Raw genomic sequence first — 25,706 nt, forward strand, 5'->3', positions numbered from 1 at the left:
CGGTCGATTCGAGTCTTTGCCTTCATCCCCGCTCCCTTGACAGGCCGCCGTCATCCTTCGCGCATAATCGCGCCAGTCTTGTCGGGAGCCGCCTCGTCCGCGACTGTGCTCGACATTCCTTCACACCCCCGCCCAGGAGCCCACGTCGTGCCCGCCGAAGAAGACCTGTCCACGAGCCAGACCGCCGATCCCGCCCCGCAACCCGCCCCGCTGCCGGCCAACTTCGTCTTCCCTCCCGACCTTCTGCACCTGTGGGACGAGCGGATGATGCGCAACTTCCACCTGCTCAACCGCGGGTACGAAGACGAAGCCCAGTTGAAGCAGAACATCGAGACCGTCCGTTGGAACACGTGCGTGACGTACGACGGGCTGATCTCGCTTGGTCATCAGGTCGCCTATGTCGAGCGCAAGGGCCTGGAGGGTGCCTACGTCGAGACCGGCTGCTGGATGGGCGGCTCCGCGGGGATGGCAGCGCTGGTGAATCTCCAACGGTCGGATCGTCGTCGAATGATTCATCTGTTCGATTCGTTTCAGGGCCTGCCCGAGCCGAGCGCTAAGGATTACAGCCAGAGCTTTGCCGACAATTTCCGTATCGCGGAGGAAGACTGCCGGGGCCGCATGGAGCCCATCGACATGTGCGTGGCCAAACAGTCGGATGTGGAGGACTGCCTGTTCCGGAAGGTCGGCTATCCGCAGGAGTATGTCCGGATCCATGTGGGCTGGTTCCGGGACACCATTCCGGCCGTCGCCCCGCAGATCGGCCCGATCGCCATCCTGAGGCTGGATGGCGACTTCTACGAATCCACCTGGGTGGCGCTCGAGGGCCTGTATCCGCATGTCGTTCCCGGCGGCCTCGTCGTCATCGACGATTGGTGCCTGTCGGGTTGCAGAAAGGCGGTCCAGGATTACTTTGCGAAGATCGGCATCGACCCCTACGTTCATTTCGCGGACGGTTGCGTGCGCTACTTCTTCAAGCCATAGCAACGCGCCCGCCGGCGCGCTGCTCACCGGCTACGATCTCGAATCGAAGGTCGAACCGGGTGCGTTGTGTCTATGGGTGTCTGTCAGGAAAAGCACGAGACATCGGGCCAGCGTCGCGCGCGGCAACGCTGCGGAGGCTCACACGCGGGGTTGAGCGGTCCGCTGAAGTCCGCCACAGCCCGGATGGGCCAGGAAGAATTGCGTTGTTCGTCTCAACGAAACTCCGCTAGGTCCTGCTTCGCGTACGCCACCTTGCGAAGCTTTCCGAAGCCCGTGTGACCGTACCTGTCCTTGCTCCAGCCGCTCATCTTGTTCGGCTTGCACAGCAAACACCCAGCACGCGCGTTCTTCGGTTTCCCTCGCTTGTGGTTCATTCGTTTCCTTCCGTCTCGAGTTTCGTTCACCGCGAACGTTCGCAGATTCCGTTTCGCCCCGCAACGCGGCCGGATGCCACTCCAACGCGGGCGCAATCGATGGTGCCCGGACGCTGGCGCGCATCGTTCCCGGTACTTTTCCATTTCACGATTTGGCGGAGCGCTCGTCGCAATGTCTTCCCTGAATGGTTCGAGTCCTACCGGATTGAACGGGATGCGGGATGGCCCCGCAGAGACGCGCGCGTGGGGTGTCACCTGCCTCATGGTGTGCGATCCTCGACACGGCACAGGGCCGATGATCGACCCCATACGGGGCCGCGGGGCCGGTTCAGGGGAGACACCATGGGTGCGTGGGGCGCAGGACTTTACGACGACGACACTGCCGGCGATCTGAAGAACACGATTGCGCTTGTCACCAAGGTCCCGGAGGACGGCGACCGGTTGCTTCAGATGCTCAAGGACGTCCAGGGAGAGGTCGACCCGGCGGAGGAGAACGGCTCGCTTTTCTGGCTGGTCGTGGCCGATCAGTTCGAAAAGAAGGGCATCCCCTGCCGTGAAGCTTTCGACACCGCGTTGGCGATCATCGAATCGGAACGCGATCTCGCGCACTGCCGCGCACGGGGCGCGGACGAGAAGTTTCTGCGTGAACGCGCCAGATCGCTGAGCGAACTGGCGGAACGCCTGCGCAGTCCGCGTCCCGCCAAGGCCCGACCGAAGGCAGCGAAGCCGCCTTCTCTGGTACTGGAAACAGGACAGGTCCATGCATTTCCCACCATGCAGGGCAACGCGTGGCACCCGTACCGACTTCCCGCGCACGGCAGCTTCGTACCCGACGGATGGGGCGCGCTGGCCGTGTTGGATACCGGACGGGCGTTCGATTGGCTGCCATGGGTGGCGCTGGCCGGGCTGATGGTGCCGCCGGACACCAAGCCGACGCTGGGCGCCGCGATGGACGCACGGCTCATCTTTCATCCTCAAACCCGTGACGCCGGCCGGTTCGTCCCCAAGCCGGCCCACGCGAAGGGGCCCGGCCTCGAGCTCCTCTGCCAAGTCGATCTGGATGTGGCGAGGGTGACACCTCATCTGTCGAAGTGGCCGGTGAAAAGAGCCATCCAGTTCGACTGGACCATCGCCTATGGCGCGCTGACGTCGGCATCGACACCTTCGGACACCTCCTCCGGCCTCTCGCTTCGCTCGCTTTGCCTCTGAGGTGTCCGCCCCGGGTGCCAGGCCCCGGAGTTCATGAAAATCCTGAGGGTCGATTCCGCAAGACCGTTCTATCTGCCCATCCGTCGACGCCCCTAGCATCGTCGTGGCCCATGCGGCAGCGTTTTCCCTCGCCCCTGGGCAAGACCCACCACCCGTCCGATTCAGACCTCACCCAAAGGGGGCTCCCATGTTGAATCAGTTCCATCCCGAGAACACGTACGCGACGACATCGACCACTTCCACCCATGGCTTCGTGGAAAAAGCGCCACGGCGCGGCTCCCGGACGCGCAAGGCCGCGCTCCTCGGAACTGCGCTCACCGGGATGCTGGCTTTGCCACCCACGATCGGAAGCGCTGGCGAACCCAGTATCAAGGTGACCGACGAGTCGTTCAAATGCATCAGCCAGATGACCAAGGTGCGGCACTTCTACGTGGACAACCTTGCCGGGAAACTGCCGAGACCGTGGCAGTGGCGACTGCAGGCCGCGGCGACTACCCCGAGGGTTCGGTCGTGCAACTGATGCCGAACGAGGTGATGATCAAGCAGCAGAAGGGGTACAGCCCTGCGACGCGCGACTGGGAGTTCTTCTGGATCGACGTGGACAAGAACGGCTCCAAGATCTTCACGCGCGGCTTTGCCGAGGTGAACAACCGTCTTGGCCTCAACTGCTTCACCTGTCACGTCAAGGCGCGGCCCGAGTTCGATTTCATTTGCGAAACGGATCAGGGCTGCGATCCGATTCCGGTCACCAAGGCGATGTTCGGCGCGTTGCAGCGGACGGACCCCCGTTGCGAGGGTTCCGACAAGGTCAGCGCGGAAGATGCAGAAGCCCTGCGCCAACTGGGCGAGATCGTCAAGGCGCTTACCGAGAAGAAGTAGGCGGCTTCGGGGTTTCCGTCACGACACTGCCGCGGTGACCGGCACCGCGGCAGTTGCGGAAAGTTCGTCCGATGTGTGACGCGGGAGTCCGCGCGGGCAGGTCGATCGACGTCCGACCGACAGGCTGGATCAGTTGCAGGGCACCTTCCGCCGGATGCCCAACCCCATCAAACCGAGCCCTGCGAGCCACAGCGCCCAGGTCGACGGCTCGGGCACCGCCGGGGTCGGACCATTGTCGATGAGCGTGACGTTGTCGAAGCGCGCGGAGTCGAGACCGCCGAAATCGAACGCCATCGCGGAGTCGAACAGCGTGTCGCCCCAGTTGACGACGCCGAATTCCAGCACATTGGTCCGGGTGGCAGCCACGGTGTAGACCGATTCGATCCAGCCTGTCGGGCCGCAGGTGTTGGCATCGTCCCAGCAGTAGCCGCTCCAGCCGCCCAGGGGCTCCCACGTGGTGCTGGAGATATTGAAACCAACGGAATTGCCGTCGTTCAGCGCGGCATCCAGCTCGTCGGGGGCACTTCCGTCCACCTGCCGCTCGAGCACATCGCCCGGCACGACATTGCCACGAGCCGAGTTGGTGCTGCGCGCGGTGAACAGCCAGGCGGCCGTCTCGTTGGTGCCCGCATCAATGATGCCTTGCCCAGGAGTAGTCGTCGTAGCCGCGACCGCCGGTGGAAAGGTAGTTGAAGTGCAAGGTCAGGACGTCGCCGGCCGATGCGGCAAAGGCGCTGGACCGCACGGTGGACCCGTTGTTGGACGTTTCGGTGCCCTTGCCGTCCGTCTTGAGCACGAGCGGCGAGACATCGAATACCCCGCCGGTGGTGCTGACATATCCGAATCAAGCGTTGCCCACGGGCGACTCGGGCACCGTGCTGTCTCCGAAGATGATTCCCGCGGCCCCGACGGCGGCCCACGTGACTCCCCCCAGATCGACATCTGCCGACGCCGCAGGCTAAGACAACCCGATCGCAAGGCGACCGGCCATGGCCGGTCCCGGTGATTTCCATTGCGTCATTGTCTGGTCTCCTGGCTTCTATTGTTGGTACAGCGTCTCTGTGGATACCGGGATTGGGGGCGGCCGGTTCGATCATTTCGCCGCAGCGAGTGGGTGAATCTCTTGTTAGCATGCCTCCCGAGGACACCTGAACCCAGCGCCGGGGCGAGAGCCCATTGGCCCAAAGGAGAAGAACGATGAGTCTGCCCGTACCGCGCCTGTGCCGTTCCGATGTTCGCCACGCACTTCTGGGTACCTGCCTGGTCTGGACTTTGGTCTCGTTGTCCTCCTCGGAGGCTGCTCAGACGGGCGTGACAGGCTTGGGCTTTCCCTTCGAAAACTCCCAGCCTTCGTTGGCACTCAACTTCCTGATGCCGACGGTGGGCGACTATCCCATGGAAGAAGGCGACGCCAACGCTAGGGCGCTGGGAATGCTGCGAACGTTCACCTACTCCCATCTGACCTACGACCAGCCTTCTGCCAACGGGCAACAGATGTTCATCAACCAGAACCCGGCGCTGTTCTCTCTTCTGGGCACGACGTTCGGCGGCAACGGAATCAATACCTTCGCTCTGCCGGACCTGCGCGGAAGAACCATCGTCGGCGCCGGACCCTATGCCGAAGGTCAAGTACTGGGCAGCGCGGCGACCACGCTCACGATCAACCAGATGCCCGCACATTCGCACCCCACCAGTCTCGGGTTGCCCACGAGCGTCGCCGGGGCGGGTGCTTCCATCGACAATCTGCAGCCGTCCCTGGCCATGAAGTACCTGATCGCGGTCGACGCCCCCATACCCGGAACCCCTGCCGCGGCATCGTCTCCGACGTTCGCGGGGATGCTGGTTCCTTACGCAGGATGGCGGATACCGGGCGGGTTCGCGGCCGCCGAGGGGCAGCTGCTGTCCATACAGGATCATGTGAGCCTCTATTCGGTGATCGGCACCACCTACGGCGGCGATGGACAAACGACCTTCGCACTCCCCGATCTGCGCGGACGCACGCTGATCGGGGCAGGCTCGTACCCAGGGTTGACACCCCGGGCGCTCGGGTCGGTCACCGGAACGGAGGAATACCGGCTCGCTCCTGATCAGGTGGCGATACATGGGCATTCCGCCGATAACGACGTTCGGGTCGGCGTCACGGGCAGTCCTTTTTCGTTAGTCGACACCATGCAGCCGTCTCTCGCGGTCAACTACATGATTTCCGTTCAGGGCAGCTTCCCTTCTCAGGAGTGCTGTACGGGTCTTGCGGATACCGCGCTTGGCGAAGTCGTGGCATTCGCAGGCGGAGCTGCGCCGGAAGGGTGGATGCTGGCCGACGGACGATTGCTGTTCATCTCTCAGTACCAGGCGCTCTTCGCACTGCTCGGCACGACCTTTGGAGGCGACGGCAGGGTGACGTTCGCACTCCCCGATCTGCGGGGACGGACCCTCGTGGGCTCGGATGAAAGGATCCGGATTGGCGAGCAGTTCGGTACTGAATACGCGTCACTGTTCTTGGCCAATCTGCCCGCGCATGCGCACACCCTTCCCGTCCCTGAACCCGGAACCTGGTGGCTGCTGTTCGCCGGACTTATGGTCATGGTGCCCGTCGCGGCCCGGCGAGTGCACTGACCGCCGAACGTTACAACGTCGGGGTCAGGTCTTGCCTTTTGCCTCAACCTCGTCATTCTTGAAAGAGAACGCCGATTTAGGGGGCAAAAGGCAAGACCTGACCCCGAAGTAATGGACAGACTACCGGTCGCGGTTGAGGCAGCGTTCGCTGTCGCCGAATTGAATGTTGAACCGGTCGGTCACCTTGCTGCCGACGGTGGCGCCCAACCCTGTCTTGAATTCCTCCGAAGGCGTGGTGACGAGCTCGAACGGCGCGAGCGAATAGCTGTAGTCCTCGAGCTCGTCTTCACCCATGCGGCCGATGTCCTCGTGCGCAATGTCGTATCCCCACTTCCACCCTGCCAGGCCGGCCACTTCGTAACGATCATCACTCACCGAGTGTTCGTCGGGACCGGCATGGGCGTCGATCACGCATATGAGCCAGGTTTCGAATTTCATGGACACCCTGCCGTAGCGCCTGGCCGTTGCGAGGAACGCACGCGGCTGGTCGACGAACACGGGGAAGTCCCCTTCATCGAACCAGGGTAGCGCATCGAACGTGTGGTCCGTCTCCTGGAACTCGCCCTTTGCATTCGATTCCATCTGCCTTGCGCCAAAGGGCGGCGGATCGACGTACTGAACGGGTAGCGGGACACCGGGATCCTTCAGCCAGCGGAAGTCGTCGGCCTTGAACTCTGTGAGTACCTGGAGGTAGTGGAACTCCACGGCCGGGCCGATCGCCGAGCGGAACCAGCCCCGGATCCGCGCGCCATTGCGCTCGTAGCGTGGCAGGACATCTCCGTCGCGGAACCTCTGGTAGCGCGAGATCACCATCAGCCCGCAGTCCCGGGTTCCGCATTTCACCTGGACAAATTGCGGGAACGTGTCCTTCGCAAGGGCAACACCGGCATGTCCGGATGCGAACAGGACGCACGCTGTCAGCGTGACCGCCACCGATCGGGCCTGTCGAGAATGGCTTGTCATGTTTGCTGGGAATGGCTGCTGGTCGTCTGGCGGGCTGGCGCTCCTGTCCCGGATGAGACCGGCAAGCGTCGATCCGGAGGCGATTATCCACCGGTGAACCACCGCAGCAGATCGGATTCAGTGAGGTGCCGAAACCGTACCCTCGGCATCCGATCGGCTCAGCGGACGCCCCGCTCCGCGCCACATGTCCAGTACCCGCGTCAGATCGTCTCGACGGAATGGCTTGCTGAGGAAGTCATCCATGCCTGCCGCGATGCAGGTCTCGCGATCCCCGACCATGGCGTTGGCGGTCAGGGCGACGATCGGCGTTCGCAAACCTTTGACCGCCTCGGCCGCCCGGATACGCCGTGTCGCTTCCATGCCATCCATTTCCGGCATCTGGCAGTCCATCAGAACCAGATCGTACGGATGGTCCAGGGACAGCATCTCGACAGCTTGCCGGCCGTTCTCGGCAACGTCGCAAGTGCACCCCATCGCTTCGAGGTGACCGCGAGCGACGAGACGGTTCACCGGGTTGTCCTCCACGATGAGAACATGCGCCGGTCCACGCGACCGCTCGCGAACTGATGCAATGGAGAGGGGCAGTTCGTCCCTTCCGACAAAGGGAGGCCCGGGCGCCCGTTCGGATGTGTCGTGCTGGAATGCGAGCGTGAACCAGAAGCACGAGCCTCGCCCCACCCGGCTCGTGACACCGCAATCGCCCCCCATGAGCTGACACAGCCGGCGGACGATGGCCAGCCCCAGGCCGGTACCTCCGAATTTCCGTGTCGTCGAGCTGTCCGCCTGTGTGAACGAGGCGAAAAGGCGAGGCATGGCGTCGTCCGGAATCCCCACGCCAGTATCCTCGACCTCGAAGCGGCAGGTGAACGCGTCCTTTCCCGCCGATTCCAGCGTGGCACTCAGCCGGATCGAACCTGTCGCCGTGAACTTGATCGCATTGCCGACAAGATTGGTGACGATTTGTGCGTAGCGGGTCGAATCGCCGATGACGGCAGTGGGTATGGAGTCCGGCCATACGAGCCTGAAGCTCAACTGCTTTGCGTCCATTTGTGGACGCAGCGGCAGAAGAGTCTGCTCCGTGATCGCGCGCAGATCGAACGGCGCCGACTCGAGATCCATCTTGCCGGCCTCGATCTTGGAAAAATCGAGGATGTCGTTCAGGATGCGGAGCAGCGACAGCGCGGACTGGCGGATCGTCTCGGCGCGGGAGCGCTGCTCTTCGTCGAGGCTGCTGCCGAGGATGAGTTCGGTCATCCCGATCACCCCGTTCATCGGCGTGCGCAGTTCGTGGCTCATGGCCGCGAGGAATGCCGATTTCGCCCGGCTTGCCGCCTGGGCGGCCTCGTTGGAGGCAAGCAGGTCGCGATTGCTCTGTTCCAGCTTGCCAAGCGCCTGGGACAAGGCTGCAGTGCGTTCGTTGACCTTCTCCTCCAGCGCGATGGCGGCCTGGAACAGCGAGAACGAGTTTCCCTGCCGGTCCATGTCCCGCTCCACTCGATTCATCAACGCTTCGTTGATGGACACGAGCTGAGCGTTCTCCTCCTCGAGTTCGAGGATGCGCGCCTTCAGTTGCCCGTTCTCTTCCATGCGGTACGGATCAGGCGTGCGCCCCTATGGCGATGCCCGTGAAGGTCTGATTGACGTGCATCGAATTGAATTGCTCGCCGTAGGTGGCGAATCCGATCACGTTGTTGTCCACGAAGATCCTGCCGATCTCGTCCTTGATGCCTTCCCGCTCGGATTCGAGCCGGCGGAGGATGCAGTCGCAGCCGATGACCAGTTGTGGCGGACCGATCTCCTCACGCACGTTGTCGAAGGCTTCGCGCAGGTTCTCCACCATGTCCACGCCCGTTGCGATGGTCAGGACGATTCCCTCGTCGATCGCGCAGAAGAACGTGAGGCTCTCATCCGGATTGACCTTGGCGATGGACCGCACGAAGTACTGACCGCCGATGCGCACCACGACCGGATGCGTGGCGAAGATGAGCGGGCTGAGGTCGGTGACCTGAAGCCCCACGAGGCGAGCGAACTCCCGGGCAGCGGGCTTGCCGTTGATCTCGAACACGATGCGATGCGCCGGGTCCGCACGCGTCACGACCATCCGCTTGCTGGAGTGCACGAAGTGCTGGGTGCGGAAGGTGGTGAACGGCAGCGAGGTCCGGACCAGCGTGAGCAAGGCCACCTGGTCGTGGAAACGCCCGCCGTGATAGAGCCTCGTCGAGCCGAAGCGCGTGTCGTCCGCCGCCGAGCCGCCGATCAGGTCGATGCCGTGCAGTTGCTGGTGAAGGCAGCTCACGACCATCTCCTCCTGCATGGACAATCCGTCGATCAGCAGGAACGCGAAGCTGTTCTGGGGCCCGATGGGTGTCTCGCCCTTGGTGGAAAGCCGGGCGACGATGTCTTCCACGCTCTTCGTCGAAGCGCGGGTGTCGAACGGATGGACCGAAAAGATCTGCGTTTCCGCGTCCAGTTCGTCGCCGGCGAGGCTGAACCCGGTGATCGTACCGGCGAGATATCCCTGTGGAGTGATCTCGCCCGCGGTGGTGCAACCGATGAGGTTGATGTCTCCAAAGCGTTGCCGCAGCTCGGCCGAAAGACTCTCGAGGTCCAGATCGTGGGCGCAATAGAACACCGCCAGCTTGATACCGGGTTGCTCGAGCGCAGCGTGCAGTTCACGGGCAGCGACGGCGGGATCCCGCGACTGCGAGACACCCTTCCGGAGCGAAAAGGAATTCATGGTCGGACTCGGCTCTGAGTGGGACGGGGTTTTGGGGCCCTTCAGGAAAGGCGTATCCATGGCGAGTTAACGGCGGTGACGGAGCACGCTTGAGGGTGTGCGCAGCGGGCCCGGCCGCTCTTTCCGCACGACTCCGAAAGGGCTCTCCGCCCGCCCGGGCGCCGCAGGAAGCCGTAGGTTCCTGACGGAGAAGGGAGCCGATGGCCCCCGGGACAATGCCAGAGGTGCGGGATCAGGCCCGCACGGCGTCGGCCCAGACCACGCCGATCTCCGTGACCCCGGTGGATGCGTCACCCGTGTGCATGACCACGCTCGGACACGCGAACTTCATGGGCATGGTGATCCGGTGCTGACGGACGTATTCGAACTTCGCGCCCAGCGCATCGTGGACCGCCGGCTCCAGGGCGCTGTCCCCGATGACCAGAGGGCCTTCGCTGGCATCGATGCGGGGGCGGTGCATGGCGGTCTCCGGGTCATCACCGAAGTCCACCATGAACGACAACAATTGGGCAACGGCGGGGAGGATCCGCCGGCCGCCGGAAGCGCCGATCGCGAAGCGTCTGATACCGTGTTCGGCAATGATCGGACAGTAATTCGTGAGACAGCGCTTTCCCGCACCCAGGGAGTTGGGGCGGCCGGGCTCGGGATCGAACCACATGATGCCGTTGTTCATCAACACCCCGGTGTCGCGCAAGCTCACCCGGGATCCGAAGATGGACAGCAGCGTCTGCGTCACCGATGCGATGTTTCCGTGGCGATCCGCGATGCAGAAGTGCGTGGTGCAGTCGGGCGCGCGTGCGCCATCCACGTCGCCCATGCGGGTGAGGCGGAACTCGTACGCTTCCTGGAGGGCCTTGGCGTAAGCCTCGTACGTCTCCGGCCCGGGCGCAGCGCCGGGTTGCATCCGGTTGCCAAGCAGCTTGAGCGTGTGGGCGAGCGTCGGGCCTGCGGTGAGTTCGGGTGTCGCCGCGATCCTCGCGCCCCGGTAGTCGATCATCCTTGGCTCGGATTCCCGGGCGCGGTAGCCGCGCAGATCGTCGACCGAAAGCTTGCCGCCGAGGCTCCGGATCTCTCCGACAATCCGGGCTGCCAGCTGCCCTTCGTAGAAGTCGCGCGGCCCCGCGCCGGCAAGGTGACGCAGCGTATCGGCGAGCGTCTTCTGGGGCAGGCGGACTTCTCCACGCGCCGACCAGGTGGGTACGGGCGGCAGACCGTTGACGAGGTACAGCTCCCGCGCAGCGGGATAGCGCTGAAGGTCCGCTGCAGCCGAGGCGATGTTCTGGGTCGTCATCCAGTCGACGAGCAGGCCTTCGTCGGCAAGCTGGATGGCCGGGGCGACGAGTTCGCCCCAAGGCAGGGTGGCGTAGCGTTCGTGCGCCAGGCGCATGCCGTCGACCACGCCCGGTACGGCGATGGAGTACGGACCGTGGATGTTCCGGTCGTCCCGCACGCGGGCCCAGGGAAACAGATCGGAGGCGACACCTTCGCCGGTTACCGGATAGTCCGCGACGTCGAGGGAAGCCGGGGCGCGCATGCCGAAATCGATGACGCTGTAGCGCTTTTCCGCCGCGCGGTAGAGGACCATGGCACCGCCGCCGCCGATGCCGCTCATCCAGGGTTCCAGCACCCCCAGCGCGAAGGACGTGGCGATGGCGGCATCGACCGCGTCCCCACCCTGCGCCAACACCCGCGCACCCACCTCTGCCGCTCGACGATGTTGCGCGGCGACCACGCCGTTCTGCCCCGTGACCGCGGGCTTGGAAACGCGCAGCGAAGCGCTAAAGTTGTCCATGACGATCTCCTCCCGTGAACCGGAAGAATGGCACATCCCGAGACCACGGCCGAACGGATCGGCCGCGGGAGGAGATCGCTGGCAGTGACCTCTTACGCCGACGCGGACTTCCGTCGCCCGACGACGCTGCCAAGGAGCAGGACACCTGCGACGAGAAGCGCATTCGTCGCAGGTTCCGGAACTGCCGCTACGCTCATGTGTCCGGTGGACTCGAACGTGATCCGGTAGTCGCCGTGATCGCCACCGTTACGGATGGAGTCGCCAGCGTTGAGTCGCGCGATCCCTTCGTCGATCGTCGTGCGATAGTCGCCAACGATGTACAAGTATCGGCCAGGCAGGAGGTCGACGGAAAAGATCGGATCCCGGGTGTGAATCGAACCGTCTCCGCTGCCGAGGGTCGCGGAGCACACGCCGTTGCTGTTGCCCACGTCGTCGCACCGAAGGAGATAATCACCGGCATCCAGCACGCCGTCGATCCGATAGAGACTCGTGTCAGGATCGAGAAAGGTGATCTCGCCATCGCCATTGAGATCCTGGCCGTTGGCGGGGGTGTTGTCGGTGCTCTCGTACGCGAGGACATCGACGGTGAGGGTCCCTGCCTGTTCCATCTCGATTTCCCACCAGTCGACGCTGGTGCCGGCGGCGTTGGCGAATATGGTGCCGTTGACGACCACGGTCGTCTCGTGCGCGATGGCGTGGGTGGAAGTGGCCAGCACGGCGGCGAACAGCGCGGTCCGGACGAACCGATGCAGCGGTCTCATGACAAGTCTCCCTGGGCAGTCTGTGAGAAGGTTTGCGTCCGACTGGCGAAATCTTGGAATCGCGATGTCAACCATGCAGGTATCGATGCTCGCTCTGGCCAGAACGCAGCCGTCGAGTCTATGCGCACGCCCCATGCAACTCCATGCGACATGGGGTCGCACTGAGCGTGGGAGCGAAGTCGCGACGTCGGGGTCAGGTCTTGCCTTTTGCCTCCCCTATCCATCTTGACCGGCGAAGGAGCAACCGAGCCATCGCATCTGTTCAGCCTCTTGCCGGGGGATTTGTCGGGCAATGCCCGGATGTCAGTCCACTGCACCACGCCGCGTACTGTCGGACCGTGCCTTGGGCATCAGCAATAGACGCCGTGTGAGCAGTTGCGTACCGACTCCAGCGGCGATGGCGGCGACGAAGGCCAAGGCGATGGGCGCACGATCCAGAAAGACTGTCAGGGCCAGGCAGAATGACGCCAACGCATACATTCCCGTGGCCATCCCCCGCAGCAACAGGCCGGAGTACTCCGGGCCATCTCGCATATGGGTAGAAACTGCCAGCACCGTGCTGATGAGAGGGAAGACAGCGATCAGGCCTGTCCAGCCGCTGCCAAGATGCCCCGCACCCCACGCCACGACCCACGTCAGCATCGCGCCCCCGACCATTCGCGCCACGAGATTTCCGATTCCCAGGGGCCGGATGCCGAGAGGTGGCCGGCTGTCCGGGAACAGCCTAGGTCCCACGCCGAGCGTCAGCGCGGCCGCCACCCACCCCAACTGCGGAGAGGGAAGGAGCGAGAGCAGCCAGACGACAAGGGTCCACACCGACAGTCCGATGGTCAGCGCGTTCGGCCAGTTCAGGTGGCGGCTGGACCACGCGTAGGCGGCCCCGAACAGTATCGCCGCGCATACGGCAGACGTGGAAGCGGCCGCGGCGGCCGCAGTGAATTCAGGTCCCCGCTCCAGGGCAAGAACAAACAGGATGGGCCCGGTAACCATCGGCATGCCGGCGATCCATCCGCCGATGGCAGGCCCGAAGCGGCGTTCCACCAGGGAAACGGACAGCAGAAAGGCAGGGACGAGCAGCAGCTTCAGGACGAGCATTGAGCGGAAGACGATGGGGTGGGATATACCGCGATCAGGGCCCGGACTGTATCGGATTCGGACGGAAGGTGTGTTGGAACGATCCTAGGGGGAGGCCGAACGGGAATGTCCTCAAGGAGAGGTTCGGCAGGAGCGTGGTACCACTCGCGAGCTCAAGCCCCGGACGAGGCGGAATGCGGATTGCCGCCCACGACCCGCTTGTGCCGGTCGTGCCCGGTGGATTGCGCTCCGCCCGTGAACAGCCCCCAGCGTCCGATGTCGCACGGCGGGCGTATCCTGCGCGGAGATCTCGTGTCGGGCTCGATCGCGCCTCGTCTCGTGGCCCCGTCGTCCGCCAATGTCAAACTTGCGAGGATTCCCATGCTCACCACGTCCGCCACACGCTTCCGCTCTTGCGTCGATACGCGCCACAGGAACCTTGTTCTGATCAGTTCGGCCCTGGCTTTGTCCACCGTTCTGGTCAGCGGCACGCTCCAGGCTGCCGAATACATCGCTTCGGTCTTCGCATCCGAGCTTCACAATCCGCGCGGACTGGCATTCTCCAGCGATGGCGCGCTGTACATCGCGGAGGCGGGCATCCCCGGAGGTCCTGGCCCGTCGACGCCCATCCGCGGGATCGAGAATGTCTACACGGAGTCGGGATCGGTCACCCGCGTCAGCGGAGGAGTTCAGACCCGCGTGACAATCGGACTGCCGTCCCTGTACTCCACGGAGACGGGAGAGACATCCGGCCCGAACGACGTCACCTTCGATGCGAACGGCAATCTCCACGTCACCATCGGCGCCGGGGTCGACCCTGCGGTGAGGAGCACCGACCTCGCACCGAACGGAATCGGGCTGGGGACCATCCGGTTCTCTGGCGGCACCTACGACGTGGCGAATCACGAAGCGCTCAACAATCCGGCCGGCGGTCCGGTCGACAGCAATCCATGGCGAACCGTTGCGCACGCCGGCGGTCTTCTCGTCACGGATGCCGGTGCCAACGCACTGTTGAACGTTGCTCCCGATGGGACTGTTTCCACGATCACGACTTTCCCGGGGCGCGACACCGGGGGAGGTTTCCCTTCCGATGCCGTCCCCACTGGTCTGGCGGTCGGCCCGGACGGAAACTTCTACGTGGGCCAGCTCACCGGCTTTCCCTTCGTGCCAGGCTCCGCACAGATCTTCGCCGTGCAGCCGGACGGCACGACCACGGTGGCGGCCACCGGCTTCACGCACATCAGCGCGCTGGCCTTCGGCGGCGACGGCAGTCTGTTCGTCCTCGAGTACGACTCCAATGGCCTGTTCGTGCCGGGAGATTCTGGCGCGCTCATCCGCATCGACCCGAACGGCCAGCGGGAAACCATCTTCAGCGACGGATTGGTGAACCCCACCGGACTCGCCGTTGGACCGGATGGGGCTCTGTACGTGTCGAGCGTCGGCAACTCAGGGAGCCAAGGCAAAGTACTGCGGATCGCACCAGTGCCCGAACCGGAAACATACGCGTTGGTGCTTGGTGGCTTGACACTCGTCGGATTGGCTGCAGGCAGAAAGAAGCGGCAGCGTTCCTCACACGCACATCCGCAACCAACCCCTGCGCGGCGAGGTTCGTTTCATCGTGCTTGAGAGAAGTGCTGGTGGGCGCTGTCCGTTGCAAGTACGCCAGGGGGCAAAAGGCAAGATCTGACCCCGATTTTCAGAGGGTGTCGCGGGCGCAGCGAGATCGCGAGAACCGGATCGGGTGGCAAGGTGCCAGCAGGCACCGAGAACTCGAATCTCTGAAGTAGTTGCGTGGTGATGACCAGCATTTCTGTCATCGCCAGATGCTGCCCCAGACATACGCGCGGCCCGGCACCGAAAGGCATCCAGGCGCCGCGGGGTATCTCCGGCGCTTCGGGGCCGAATCGTTCGGGACGGAACGAGTGCGGTTCCGGAAACCAGCGCGGATCATGGTGCATGAGCTGCACGGGCAGCACCACCATCGTCTTCGCGGGGAGGTGCCAGGGACCCAACTGGATAGGTCGCACCAGGCGGCGCGTGATCAGCACGGGGGCGGCGGGGTAGAGTCTCAGCGTTTCCTCCACCGTCTGCCGGACATAGCGGAGCGAGCCCAGGTCGGACGGCTCGGGCGCCCTGTCCTGCAGCACGGTCTCAACTTCGTCGCGCGCGGCCTTCTGCACCGCTGGATTGGCCGCCATGCACCACGCCCACCAGGTCAATGTCGCGGCCGTGGTCTCGTGGCCCGCCACGAATATCGTCAGGCATTCGCTGTGCACGGCGGACAGCGGCCATGCTTCGGGGTCGTTCCTGTGCAAATGCAGCAGCCGTGTCAGCAGATCCTCGGGCCACGAGTCCTCGGCTTGCACCAGACGTTCCGCGATGTGACGGCGGATCAAAGCGTTCAGCATCGCAGCCGCACGGCGCTTCTTCCACTTCCACGGCATCCAGTCCGGCCAGCTGGCGGGCCAGTAGAACTCGGCGTTGGCGGCCTCGAGACACGTGTGGACCGCCCGCTCCGCGGTCCGAGCATCGCCACCCACTGCGCTGCTGAAAAGCAGACGCATGATCACGTCCATCGTGAGGGACGTGAGGGCGCTTTCGACGGGCCAGTTCCTGACAGCCGAAGCGTCGAGTGCTCCTTCGTCCATCCAGCGGGCCAGTGTCGCCCCGGTGGTGGCCGCGATGGTCCGGACGAAGGCCTCAACAGCCTTGGCGGAGAAGCTCGGGTGGAGCGCATCGCGCTTCAACTTCCATGGACTGCCTTCTGCCACGAACACGCTGTTTCCCAGCAGGTGCCGGAATACGCGCGTGCTGCGCTCCCACCGAATGTGCGCGTCGCGATGCTTCACGAGGAATTCCCGCGCCAATTGGGGATCGCTCAGGACGATCTCGTGCTCGGGCCAGAACCGCAGGTGCACCACATCGCCGTAAGCCTGCTTCCATCTGGCCAGAACTCCCGGCAGATCTCGGGACATCTCGACGATGAGACTCCACCCGGTGATGCCGGACGGCGGTCCGGGTGGCCAGGCATGGGACGAGGCCACGTGCGGGTCCGGCACTTCGGACGGTTCGTGAGGCAATGGAGGCACGGCGTTCATGGCGGGAAGTTTCCTCCTGGCGAGCCAGCCTGTCTTGAACAGGAACGACATCGGCCGCCGGGCCGTCGCCTCGACGACAGGGCCGTGTCTATACTTTCCGCCGATGGATGAATCTGCACTCTCTGCCTCCCGGAATGACTGCCCGCACCCCCTCGTTCGTGCCCCCAGGGCGGCGATCGTCGGGAGGCGGCCGACTGCGCGCCTCTACCCCGCTCCGCCGGGGCTGCAGGGAGCCATCGCCGTCATCCTCAGCCGTGACGCCAGGGAATGTCAGCTGAGCGACGAACAGAGGCTCACACACTTCCCCGCGTCGCCGGTGATGAGCCTTTCCTGGTTCTCAAGCCAGTCGGTGGGAACCGTGGAGACAGAGGGCGGCGGCTGGCGCTGGCGTCCCTTCGGAACCTCTCTCGTCATCACCGGCAGCCGATCCACGCCGACCGTGACGTGGTCTCCCACGAACGGATACGGCGGCATGATCTGTTTCACTCCGGACGTTGCCCGTACGTTGTTCGAGCTGGATCCCGCGGCAGTGCACGATCGTTTCGTTCCGGCGCGCGATGCACTGGGGGCCCACTGGCGATCGTTTCTCGACGCGCTCGAATCGGCGACCGACGACACCGCCGTGCTCGCCGCGATTGCGGAACACGTCGGCGCTCGCTGGCGGACGATCGAAGGCCGCACGTCCGCCCAGCCCACGTTACGGGAACTCGGCCGGCACTGGGTTCAGCGCCTTGCCCTTCAGAGCCGGGATTGGCAGCGCGGCCTCAGCGCACGTCAGGCGGAGCGCCGCATCAAGGCCTTCAGCGGACGTTCCCTGCGCGACTGGCAGTCGCTCGTGAGAACGGATGGCGTGTTCTTCGCGGCCCGCGATCGTTTCGAGGCAGGTCTTCGCCTCGACTGGGCAGAAATCGCCCAAGACGAAGGTTTCGCGGACCAGGCGCACCTCTCGCGTGCAGTCCGCCGGATCACCGGCTTTCCACCCAGCGAATTCGCGCAGCGATTCGTGGAGGACGAATCGTTCTGGGTGTACCGGCTCTGGGTCTAGGGAACGTCCGGATCGATGCCCGCGGTCGCGACGGAGGCCGGACGGACGGATGACGCGAATGTCCGGTTCTCCGAGTACCGCAGCACACAGGTTCCAGCTGACCTTGCCGCCCCACTCCGCCCCTGCAACTGACGCCCGGTCCAGCGGGAGAAGGCGCTCTCCCCCGCGATCAGCTCACCTTTCCACCGTCGTACACGAACGCGTTGATGTTCACGTTGACCCTGGGCGTATTGTCCCGCGGCGTATTGCCCGAGTGCAGCAGCGAGCCGTCGAAGACCACCAGGCGGCCCTGCTTGGGACTCACCCGCGTCTTCTCGGTCAGGGGCCCCTTCTCGCCGAAGCGCTGGTTGAAGATGACGGTATCCCCGCTGCTGTCATTGACGTAGTAGATCGCCGTGACGAGGGGCTCGCTGATCTCGGTGAAATCCACGTGCGGCATTCCGTACGAATTCTCGTTGTCCAGCTTGGCATAGACACCGAGATTCATCTTGATGCGGATGAGCTGCTTGATGGTGTGCGGGATGGCCGTGATGACCGGGAGCATCGAGGAGAACAACTGGGAAACCGGCTGCGTCAGTTCGTAGATCGCGTGCGTGAACTGCTGCACGTCGATGGCATCCGGCGTCACCGGAAAGATGCGCGCATCGTTTTCCTTGTAAGTCGCCCGGCTCTGCCTGTACCAGCTCACCTTCTCGCCGAGCGCAATGCTCTTGATCGCCTCCTGCACATTCTTGGGAACCGCCTGATCGATGATCGTCACATCCTTTCTTGCGAGCACGCTTGAATCCTCCCTCTCCTGATTCTCGTCACCCGTTCGTGCGGGGCGAGATCTGTCGTTTTGTCGGCGCGGCCTCTCGTGGGTCCCACCGATGCGCCAGGCAGAAAGGAACGCGAAACGCCCCCTTCTTCTGACAGACCGGACGCAGGATCCGGCGCCGCGCAACGCTCGATTCGCTGCACGGTCATTGGATCTTACCGGGGCCTTACACGACGTAAACCTCAAAATCGGCGGCGGCTTTGTCTGCAACGCAACATCCGAAGACCTCGAATGCGGGGCGAACCGGGAGGTTCCAATACGGTCCTTCTGTGCAGAGCTGGCCCACCGCTTCAGAGTGCGGCGCAACATCGAAACACGCACCGTGTTTCACGCTTTCTTTTTGAACATTGTTCACTACGGCCTTCCGGCCCTTTCGGCATCGCATCAGCGGATTCGCCGGATCGATCTGAACGTCCACGTCGTCGCGGGCTCCTCTGCCCGGCACCGGAAGACTCCTTCGCATGGTCGAGTGGGGATGCCACGAGTGCCGGCCTGCTGCAGCAAGCGGATCGCCGCAGCGAAAGTCGAAATGTCCCTTCCGGCAATGTGAAAGTCGCTTCCGGCAACGGTTGCCGGCGGCATCGATGGCTTTCCTAGGACCACGGAAATGGCATTGGAAGATGGCCGGGCATGCAACGGGAATATCGTGAATTTTCCACGGATTGGCAGCGCAGCCCCGGCACCGCTTCCACTCCCTACTGCTGGTCGTTCGCTTGCAATGAGGAAGGCCGGCCTCGCCGATCGTGCAGCGACCGGCGAGCCGTTCACCGCAATGTCAAAGGAGCCAGACCGTGAACAGCACCATCGGGAGCAACAGCAGCGCCGTATGCAACAGGACTTCGACGGACGCGCATCAGTCCAGTTTCGCGTCGAATCTGTCCGAAAGACTTTTCAACAAGCTGGACAGAGATGGCCAGGGATTCGTCGACAGGAGCGAAGCGAAATCCGCCTTCGCCCGGATCGCGGACTCCAAACGCAACGCAGTGGATGCGGACGTCGACGACTTCTTTGCTCGATTCGACAGCAACCGCGACGGGCACATCACCCGCGAAGAAATGGCGAGCGGTGTACAGCGCCTCGCCGATGCGCTTCAGACCCTGTTCGACGCGATTCGCCTGAACAGTCAGGGAGGAAACACGAGCACCACGTACAGTCTCGCGTCACCCCGGCCTTCGCCACAGACCATCGAACGACCGGACAACGTGGGCGTCACCCCCCACCCCGCTGCCCAACCTTCACGAAAGGCGGATCTGCCCGACAACAAGCCGTCGAACCTGGTCGTCCGCGTCGAGATCGACGTGAACCAGGCAAAGGGGAAGGTCGACCACCATGGTGAATCAACGAACCACACGAACAGGGAACACGCGCACCGGCGCGAGGGGCACGAGACTACGGCCAGCAGAACTTCATCGGGCCATTGTGGAGAAGCGCGGGTCCTGCAAGTGGTTGCGCAGCTCACGCAGGCGTATGGCCGATGCGACCGTGGTCAGGAACACGGCAGCGCGGCGAGACACGTGACGGATGTCGCCTGAGACAGGAAAGCAAAGGGCCGGCGAATGCCGGCCCTGCGGAACGTCAGACGTTGGCTTCTCTGCGTTTCAGCCCGACAGCCATCGCCAGCGTTGCCAAACCCAGCATTCCCAGAACACCGGGTTCGGGAACAGTCTGCGGATCAGGTTCTACATAGCGGCTGGCGGAAAGAACGCCTGAGCCAACGAACCCGGCTCCCTGCGCAATCCAGGTCTGGCCGAAGTAGTAAAGGTTCACGATGCTGAGTCCGCCCATCACATAGAACGTGATGCCGAGCGACGAGACATAGGGCGATGCGGGAGAGAAAAGGTTGTCGCTGCTATGGAGCGGACCGGAGTACATGCCCGCAGTCGGCCCGAAGGCCGCGCCGATGGCGGTGACGTCCAGGACGTTCCCGTTTTCCACCGTGAACTGCCCCGAGAAGCTTCCGGTGTCTCCCGAGGTTTGCGTGAAGCTGTAGTCGTACAGGACGGGGGCAGCTATGGAACGCTCGGACACTGCCATCAAGGCACTGGCGGCCACGACCGCAGTCGCTGCAGAACGGACGATGGTAACGAAGGACACCGGAATCTCCCTGGCAATTTTTGTAGCGCGCTCGAGAGCAAATGCCACACCAGAGATATAACCCACTGACGGAAGTGGTGTTTTCTGAAAGACCCGGAGGAATTGTCAAATATTTCGACGAAAACGCGCTGGTGGCGTCCGGGGGCACTGGAGAAGTGTTTGTCGTGCTGACGCTGCTCTCTCTGGAACCGACAGGAACGTGAAAATCCCTGTCCCGGCACTTCCCGCGCAGGGCACGACGACATGCTCCAGAGGAAGACCGACGGCAGGTCGGCCCTCCCTGTCCTGCGGTGTCTCAGCTTCGCGGCAGGTCCGTCACCGCTCCGACCGACGCATCCGACACGAGTCGCGCATACTTGGCCAGCACGCCCGTCGTGTAGCGCGGCGCCGGTGCCTTCCATCCACTCAGGCGCTGCTCGATCTGCGCGTCGCTGAGTTCCACATCCAGCTTGCGGTTCTCGACATCGATGACGATCGTATCGCCGTCCTGCACCGCTGCGATGGGTCCTCGCTGCGCGGCCTCCGGCACGATGTGGCCGATCACGAAACCGCGTGTGGCCCCGGAGAACCGGCCGTCGGTGATCAGCGCCACGGTCTCGCCGAGACCCGCGCCCTGGATGGCCCCGGTGAGCAGTTGCATCTCACGCATGCCAGGGCCGCCGATGGGTCCCTCGTAGCGAAGCACCATCACATCGTTCGGCTTGATGTGACCGTCCATGATGGCTTGGAAGGCGACCTCCTCGTTGTCGAACACCTTGGCGGGACCACGGTGGACCGCCTTCTTCTGCCCGGAGATCTTGATCACGCATCCGCCCGGCGCCAGATTGCCGCGCAGGATGGCGAGCCCGCCCTCGGGCTTGAGCGCCCGGGACAGCGGCTTGACGACATCCTGCCCCGCAGGCTCGGGCGCACGTGCGATCTCTTCGCCGAGCGTGCGGCCCGTCACGGTCTTCTCGTCCGAGCTCAGCAGGCCCGCCTCGACCAGCCGCTTGCCCACCACCGGCATTCCGCCGGCTTCGAACATTTCAGGCGCGGTGTAGGTGCCCCACGGACGCATGTCGGCAATGACAGGCGTCTTGCGCGAGATACGGTCGAAGTCGTCGAGGGAAAGTTCGACGCCGAAGTCGTGTGCGGTGGCCAGCAGATGCAGCACGGCGTTGGTGGACCCGCCGGTCGACATCACACCGGTGATCGCATTCTCGAAGCTCCTGCGCGTGACCAGCGACCGCGGCGTCACGCCCTTGTTCAGCAGTTCCATCACCAGCTTGCCGCTTTCGTAGGCGACATCCACTTTGGAGGGATGCAGCGCGGGCACGTCGTTGAAGCCCATCGGCGAGATGCCGAGCATCTCGTAGGCCGTGGCCATCGTGTTCGCAGTGAACTGCCCGCCGCAAGCGCCTGCCGCGGGACAGGAGTGGTCCTCGACGTCCTTGAACTCTTCCGCGTCGATCTTGCCGGCATTGAATGCGCCGATGGCCTCGTAGGCGTCCTGGATCGTGAGCTTGCGGTCGTGGAAGAGCCGGTTGGGCTTGTGGCAACGGCCGCTGGCGATGGAACCGCCATAGAGAGTGAGACCGGGAATGTCCAGCCGGCCGAGCACCATCGCCATGGCCGGGATGGTCTTGTCGCAGCCGGAGATGGTGACGATGGCATCCAGCATGTGCCCGCGCGCCACCATCTCCACCGAATCGGCGATCAGTTCGCGGCTGACCAGGGACGTCTTCATGCCCTCCGTGCCGGTGGTGATGCCATCGTTGATGGCGACCGTGTTGATCTCCAGCGGAGTGCCACCCGCGGCACGGATGCCGTCCATGACACGCTGCGCAAGATCGCGGTGATTGAGGTTGCAGGGCATGGTGCCGATCCAGCAGTGGGCCACGCCGATCTGCGGCTTGGCGAGGTCGGCATCGGTGAAGCCGGCGGCTTTCATCATGGCGCGCGCGACTGCGCGGCCGGGGCCGTCGAAGAGGGGACGGCTCTTGTGTCGGGGATCGAAGGTCATCGAGACGTGTTCCGTGAGATCGGGTTCGTGGATCTGAAGCATGGCAATGATAGTCAAGGTGCGGTGAAACAGGGGCCCGGCGTCGCGGCCCGTGGCCACGGCCGTGAGGAGTCAGTGTCCTTGGCCGCCCCGTTTTGGTCTACTCTTGGCACCGTCATCCCGTTGCAGGTCTCCCGAGGATTCCGCGCACCGATGGCCCGGACCCGCCGACTCGCCAAGCTCACGCGCCCTCGGCTTCATCGCACGGTGGCGCGCGAACGTCTTTTCAGTGTTCTGGACACCGCTGCCGGTTCGCCATTGACCTGGCTGGAGGGCCCGCCCGGGTCGGGCAAGACAACCGCGCTGGTGTCGTATCTCGAGAGCCGGCACCTGGAACCGCTCTGGTACCGGCTGGACCGCATGGATGGTGACCCGTCGGCGTTCTTCCATCACCTGACCGAAAGCACCGCATGGGCCGCGCCGCGAGCACGACGAAAGCTCCCGTCCTTCGGTCCGGAGTTCCAGGCAGACCCGGTGGTCTTCGCGCACCGTTACTTCCGGGCACTGTTCACCCACCTTCCGCGCGATGTCGTGCCGGTCCTGGACGACTACCACGAGCTTGCCGACGACTCCGACGTTCACCGCGTTCTGACGGCGGCCATCGCCGAGATTCCCAACGGCCATCGGTTGCTCGTCGCGAGCCGAACGCCCCCGCCCGCCGAATTCGCCCGGTGGGAGCTTGCAGGCGCACTGGCGAAGGTGAACTGGTCCGACCTCCGGCTGTCCGCCGAGGAAACGCGGAGCGTTGCAGCCAGCCGGGGACATCCGCTCAGCGCCACCGCCGCGAGAGACCTGCACGCGCGGGCTGATGGCTGGGTTGCCGCGATCTGTCTGTGGCTGGATCGCAAGGACTCGGCAAGACCCTTCGCTCAGGGAAAGGCGTCGCCCGGCCCTGAGCCCCTGTTTCGATACCTCGCTGCGGAAGTGCTCGATGGCGTGGAACCCGCGTTGCGCCACTGTCTTCTCGCCACGTGCCTGGTTCCTTCCTTCACTGCCGCGGAGGCCGAGCAGCTTTCCGGCAATGCAGAGGCCGGCCGGATCGTCGACGACCTGTATCGACGCCAGCTCTTCATCGAGCGGAGCCCGGGAGGTGCGTGGACCTACCGCTACCACGATCTGTTCCGCGCCTTTCTCCAGGAACGCCTTCGCAGTCACCGCGACGACGAATCTCTGGCCAGAGAATCGGCCCACGCGGGAGGCGTCCTCCTTGCCTCGGGCCGACCCGAAGAGGCGTTCCCGTTGCTGGTACAGGGCAAGGACTGGCCCGCCGCTCTGGTCGCATTTGTCCGGGCCGCTCCCTCGCTCCTGAAACAGGGCCGGTGGCGGATGCTGCGGGACTGGAGCGAGCGTCTTGCGCCCGAGCATCTGGAAAGCGACCCGTGGGTTCTCTACTGGCGCGGCCGGGCCCTGACGTTGCAGGATCCGGCGGCGGCAATGCGATCGCTTTCCGGTGCGTGCGAGAGATTCCGGGCGGACAGCGACCTCCGCGGAGAGGCGCTCGCCGTCGCCGGCGTGCTCGATGCGCTGCACTTCGACGTGAAGGCCTTTGACCGCATCCCGCCCTGGCTGCAACGTTTGGTCACCCTGACGGGAGCGGGCCTTCCTCCTCTGGCCGTGGATGAGGACTTGCAGATCCACGCGGCCGTGATGGTGTCGTCGAGCCATCTGTGCCGGCCGGGAGCCGGCCTCGACAATGCCGTGCGCCGGGTGATCGCGCTGCTGGAAGATTCCCACGAGCCGAATCTCGTCCTGTCTGTGGCCAATATGGTCCACTACTACGCGGGGCATTGCCTGGACGAATCCGCCCATGCCGCGGCCGCGGCTGCGGCCCGATCGCAATTTGGCCGGCACGACATTTCGGCGGACCGGCTGTCGCTCTACTGGCTTGCGGAAGGTCACGCGCACTACACCTTCGGCCGCTTCCGGCAGGCGCTGGAATGCTTCGACCGCACCGACGCAGTGATCTCGGAGAACGCACTGCGCAACCGACGTCTCGTGGCCGGCACGTGGCGCATCCAGTGCCAGGCCCTGGCCGGGGATGTGCGAGGTGCACGAGAAACCCTCAAGTCGCTCGAACCGCATGCGCCCACCCTGCCTGGCTTCGTCGAAGCGCTGTTCCTCTGGTCTTGCGGTGTGGTGGAGCATCGCGCGGGCAACCTCGAGCGCAGTATCGAGCTCGGATCCAGGGCAGTGACCCTGAACCAGCAGAATGGATCCTCCATCTCGAGCGTGTTGTGGCTTCCGCGGCTGGCGGTGCGCCTGCTGGAGGCTGGCCGGGCATCTGAGGCGAACGACACCTTGGACGACCCGGTGCTGACCGCGGAATCGATCGCTTACGCGCGGCAGGAAGCTGGTGTCGGGCTGTTGCGTGCGTGGATCTCGCTGAAGGACGGCGACATGACCGGCGCACGAACGTCATTGCGGCGAGCCCTCGAACGCGCACAGGATGCGCGAGAGTGCACGCGGCTTCTGTGGTTCCTGCCGCCACTCGACGCGCTCCTGCCCTTCGCGCTCGAGCAGGACATCGAGGTGGAGACGGTGCGCAGACTGATCGACCGATTCGGCATCGCACCGCCCGCCCGTCGATGCGAACAATGGCCTTGGCCCATCCGCATCGTCACGCTCGGCGGCTTCCAAGTGACGGTGGATGGGAAGCCGCTCGCGTTCGGACGGAAGGTGCCTCGACGGACATTGGCGCTCCTCGTCGCGCTCATCGCGGAGGGAGGACGCCAGGTGGCGGAGTTCCGCCTCTGCGATCTTCTGTGGCCAGAACTGGAGGGCGATGCGGCGCACGAGTCGTACTCCGCTGCGCTTCACCGGCTGCGGCGCCTGCTGGGCGGGAACGACTCGATTCTCCAGGCCGGACGCACGCTGAGCCTGAATGGGGCCCGCTGCTTCGTGGATGTCTGGGAACTGGAAGCGGCGCTGGATGCACAAGGCAGCCTCCAGCGGGCGATCGACCTGTACCGCGGGCCCTTCATGCCCGGCGAGGACGCGTCATACGCCATCGCGCGGCGCCGGTTTCTGCGGACGCGGATGGCCAGGGCAATCCAGGGGTATCGATCGTCCCCGGGACGAGAAGCGCCGATCGGAACCGTGGAGGAGTTGCGCGCGCGGGTCGCGGCCATCGACCCTGACATCTTCCCGGACCGGCTCAAGGAAGACGACCATGCCGCTCCGGCCGGCTGACAGGGTGCATTTCGTTCCCTATTCGTATCCAATCCCTAC

Annotated in this window: 21 protein-coding genes and 1 pseudogene; 10 read left to right on the forward strand and 12 right to left on the reverse strand. The window is 64.3% G+C overall.

The genetic code is table 11. The annotated features are described in order from the left end of the window. Positions 1–147 precede the first annotated feature (147 nt). The 4 genes from IPK20_18080 (at position 148) to IPK20_18095 (ending at position 3,443) form a co-directional block, all read left to right on the forward strand. Positions 148–981: a class I SAM-dependent methyltransferase gene (locus tag IPK20_18080; GenBank protein ID MBK8018440.1), complete on the forward strand. Its 834-nt coding sequence runs from the start codon at positions 148–150 to the stop codon at positions 979–981. 716 nt (positions 982–1,697) lie between these two features. Next, positions 1,698–2,564 (forward strand): hypothetical protein, encoded by an 867-nt coding sequence (locus tag IPK20_18085; GenBank protein ID MBK8018441.1) that lies wholly within the window; start codon positions 1,698–1,700, stop codon positions 2,562–2,564. Between the two features lie 187 nt (positions 2,565–2,751). Next, positions 2,752–3,084, forward strand: coding sequence for a hypothetical protein (locus IPK20_18090; protein MBK8018442.1), 333 nt, complete (start codon positions 2,752–2,754; stop codon positions 3,082–3,084). After that, the gene (locus IPK20_18095) at positions 3,075–3,443 is read left to right on the forward strand and encodes a hypothetical protein (GenBank protein ID MBK8018443.1); all 369 of its coding nucleotides are present in this window, start codon (positions 3,075–3,077) and stop codon (positions 3,441–3,443) included. The genes IPK20_18090 and IPK20_18095 overlap by 10 nt, the downstream gene beginning before the upstream one ends. A gap of 129 nt (positions 3,444–3,572) precedes the next feature. Here IPK20_18095 and IPK20_18100 read toward each other — a convergent pair whose 3' ends face one another. Then, a complete protein-coding gene (locus IPK20_18100) occupies positions 3,573–4,004 on the reverse strand; it encodes a PEP-CTERM sorting domain-containing protein (GenBank protein ID MBK8018444.1) in 432 nt (143 codons plus the stop codon). A 70-nt stretch (positions 4,005–4,074) separates the two neighbouring features. Continuing rightward, a complete protein-coding gene (locus tag IPK20_18105) occupies positions 4,075–4,239 on the reverse strand; it encodes a hypothetical protein (GenBank protein MBK8018445.1) in 165 nt (54 codons plus the stop codon). Between the two features lie 635 nt (positions 4,240–4,874). Between IPK20_18105 and IPK20_18110 the strand changes: the two are divergent. Next, a pseudogene (locus tag IPK20_18110) lies at positions 4,875–5,054 on the forward strand (tail fiber protein). 585 nt (positions 5,055–5,639) lie between these two features. Further along, positions 5,640–6,056 (forward strand): tail fiber protein, encoded by a 417-nt coding sequence (locus tag IPK20_18115; GenBank protein MBK8018446.1) that lies wholly within the window; start codon positions 5,640–5,642, stop codon positions 6,054–6,056. Positions 6,057–6,176: 120 nt separating this feature from the next. On the opposite strand, the gene IPK20_18120 is transcribed toward IPK20_18115, so the two are convergent. The 6 genes from IPK20_18120 to IPK20_18145 form a co-directional block, all read right to left on the reverse strand. Next, entirely contained in the window at positions 6,177–6,869 is a 693-nt protein-coding gene (locus tag IPK20_18120) for a hypothetical protein (protein ID MBK8018447.1), read from the reverse strand. A gap of 267 nt (positions 6,870–7,136) precedes the next feature. Then, positions 7,137–8,606, reverse strand: coding sequence for a response regulator (locus IPK20_18125; protein MBK8018448.1), 1,470 nt, complete (start codon positions 8,604–8,606; stop codon positions 7,137–7,139). A 10-nt stretch (positions 8,607–8,616) separates the two neighbouring features. Beyond that, entirely contained in the window at positions 8,617–9,756 is a 1,140-nt protein-coding gene (locus tag IPK20_18130; GenBank protein MBK8018449.1) for an FIST C-terminal domain-containing protein, read from the reverse strand. Between the two features lie 232 nt (positions 9,757–9,988). Further along, positions 9,989–11,584, reverse strand: coding sequence for a gamma-glutamyltransferase (locus IPK20_18135; protein MBK8018450.1), 1,596 nt, complete (start codon positions 11,582–11,584; stop codon positions 9,989–9,991). A gap of 56 nt (positions 11,585–11,640) precedes the next feature. After that, a complete protein-coding gene (locus IPK20_18140) occupies positions 11,641–12,309 on the reverse strand; it encodes a PEP-CTERM sorting domain-containing protein (protein ID MBK8018451.1) in 669 nt (222 codons plus the stop codon). 303 nt (positions 12,310–12,612) lie between these two features. Then, complete coding sequence (locus tag IPK20_18145) at positions 12,613–13,404, reverse strand: hypothetical protein (protein MBK8018452.1); 792 nt, start codon at positions 13,402–13,404, stop codon at positions 12,613–12,615. A gap of 360 nt (positions 13,405–13,764) precedes the next feature. Between IPK20_18145 and IPK20_18150 the strand changes: the two genes are divergently transcribed. After that, positions 13,765–15,009, forward strand: a complete 1,245-nt coding sequence (locus IPK20_18150) for a ScyD/ScyE family protein (protein ID MBK8018453.1) — start codon at positions 13,765–13,767, stop codon at positions 15,007–15,009. Here the strand turns inward: IPK20_18150 and IPK20_18155 are convergent. Beyond that, complete coding sequence (locus IPK20_18155) at positions 14,997–16,481, reverse strand: cytochrome P450 (protein ID MBK8018454.1); 1,485 nt, start codon at positions 16,479–16,481, stop codon at positions 14,997–14,999. The genes IPK20_18150 and IPK20_18155 overlap by 13 nt on opposite strands. Positions 16,482–16,584: 103 nt before the next feature. Between IPK20_18155 and IPK20_18160 the strand changes: the two genes are divergently transcribed. Then, positions 16,585–17,526 carry an AraC family transcriptional regulator gene (locus tag IPK20_18160; GenBank protein ID MBK8018455.1) on the forward strand — a complete coding sequence of 314 codons (942 nt, stop codon included), beginning with the start codon at positions 16,585–16,587 and terminating at the stop codon, positions 17,524–17,526. 169 nt (positions 17,527–17,695) lie between these two features. Here the strand turns inward: IPK20_18160 and IPK20_18165 are convergent, their stop codons facing one another. Next, a complete protein-coding gene (locus IPK20_18165; protein MBK8018456.1) occupies positions 17,696–18,304 on the reverse strand; it encodes a 2OG-Fe(II) oxygenase in 609 nt (202 codons plus the stop codon). Positions 18,305–19,134: 830 nt separating this feature from the next. On the opposite strand from IPK20_18165, the gene IPK20_18170 reads away from it, so the two are divergent. After that, entirely contained in the window at positions 19,135–19,875 is a 741-nt protein-coding gene (locus IPK20_18170) for an EF-hand domain-containing protein (protein MBK8018457.1), read from the forward strand. Positions 19,876–19,918: 43 nt separating this feature from the next. Here the strand turns inward: IPK20_18170 and IPK20_18175 are convergent, their stop codons facing one another. Then, positions 19,919–20,503 (reverse strand): PEP-CTERM sorting domain-containing protein, encoded by a 585-nt coding sequence (locus IPK20_18175; GenBank protein ID MBK8018458.1) that lies wholly within the window; start codon positions 20,501–20,503, stop codon positions 19,919–19,921. Between the two features lie 229 nt (positions 20,504–20,732). After that, a complete protein-coding gene (ilvD, locus tag IPK20_18180) occupies positions 20,733–22,439 on the reverse strand; it encodes a dihydroxy-acid dehydratase (protein ID MBK8018459.1) in 1,707 nt (568 codons plus the stop codon). 192 nt (positions 22,440–22,631) lie between these two features. Between ilvD and IPK20_18185 the strand changes: the two genes are divergently transcribed. Beyond that, positions 22,632–25,667, forward strand: a complete 3,036-nt coding sequence (locus tag IPK20_18185; protein MBK8018460.1) for a hypothetical protein — start codon at positions 22,632–22,634, stop codon at positions 25,665–25,667. The last annotated feature ends 39 nt before the right edge of the window (positions 25,668–25,706 follow it).

The sequence above is a fragment of the Betaproteobacteria bacterium genome, assembly GCA_016713305.1.
Lineage (GTDB): Bacteria > Pseudomonadota > Gammaproteobacteria > Burkholderiales.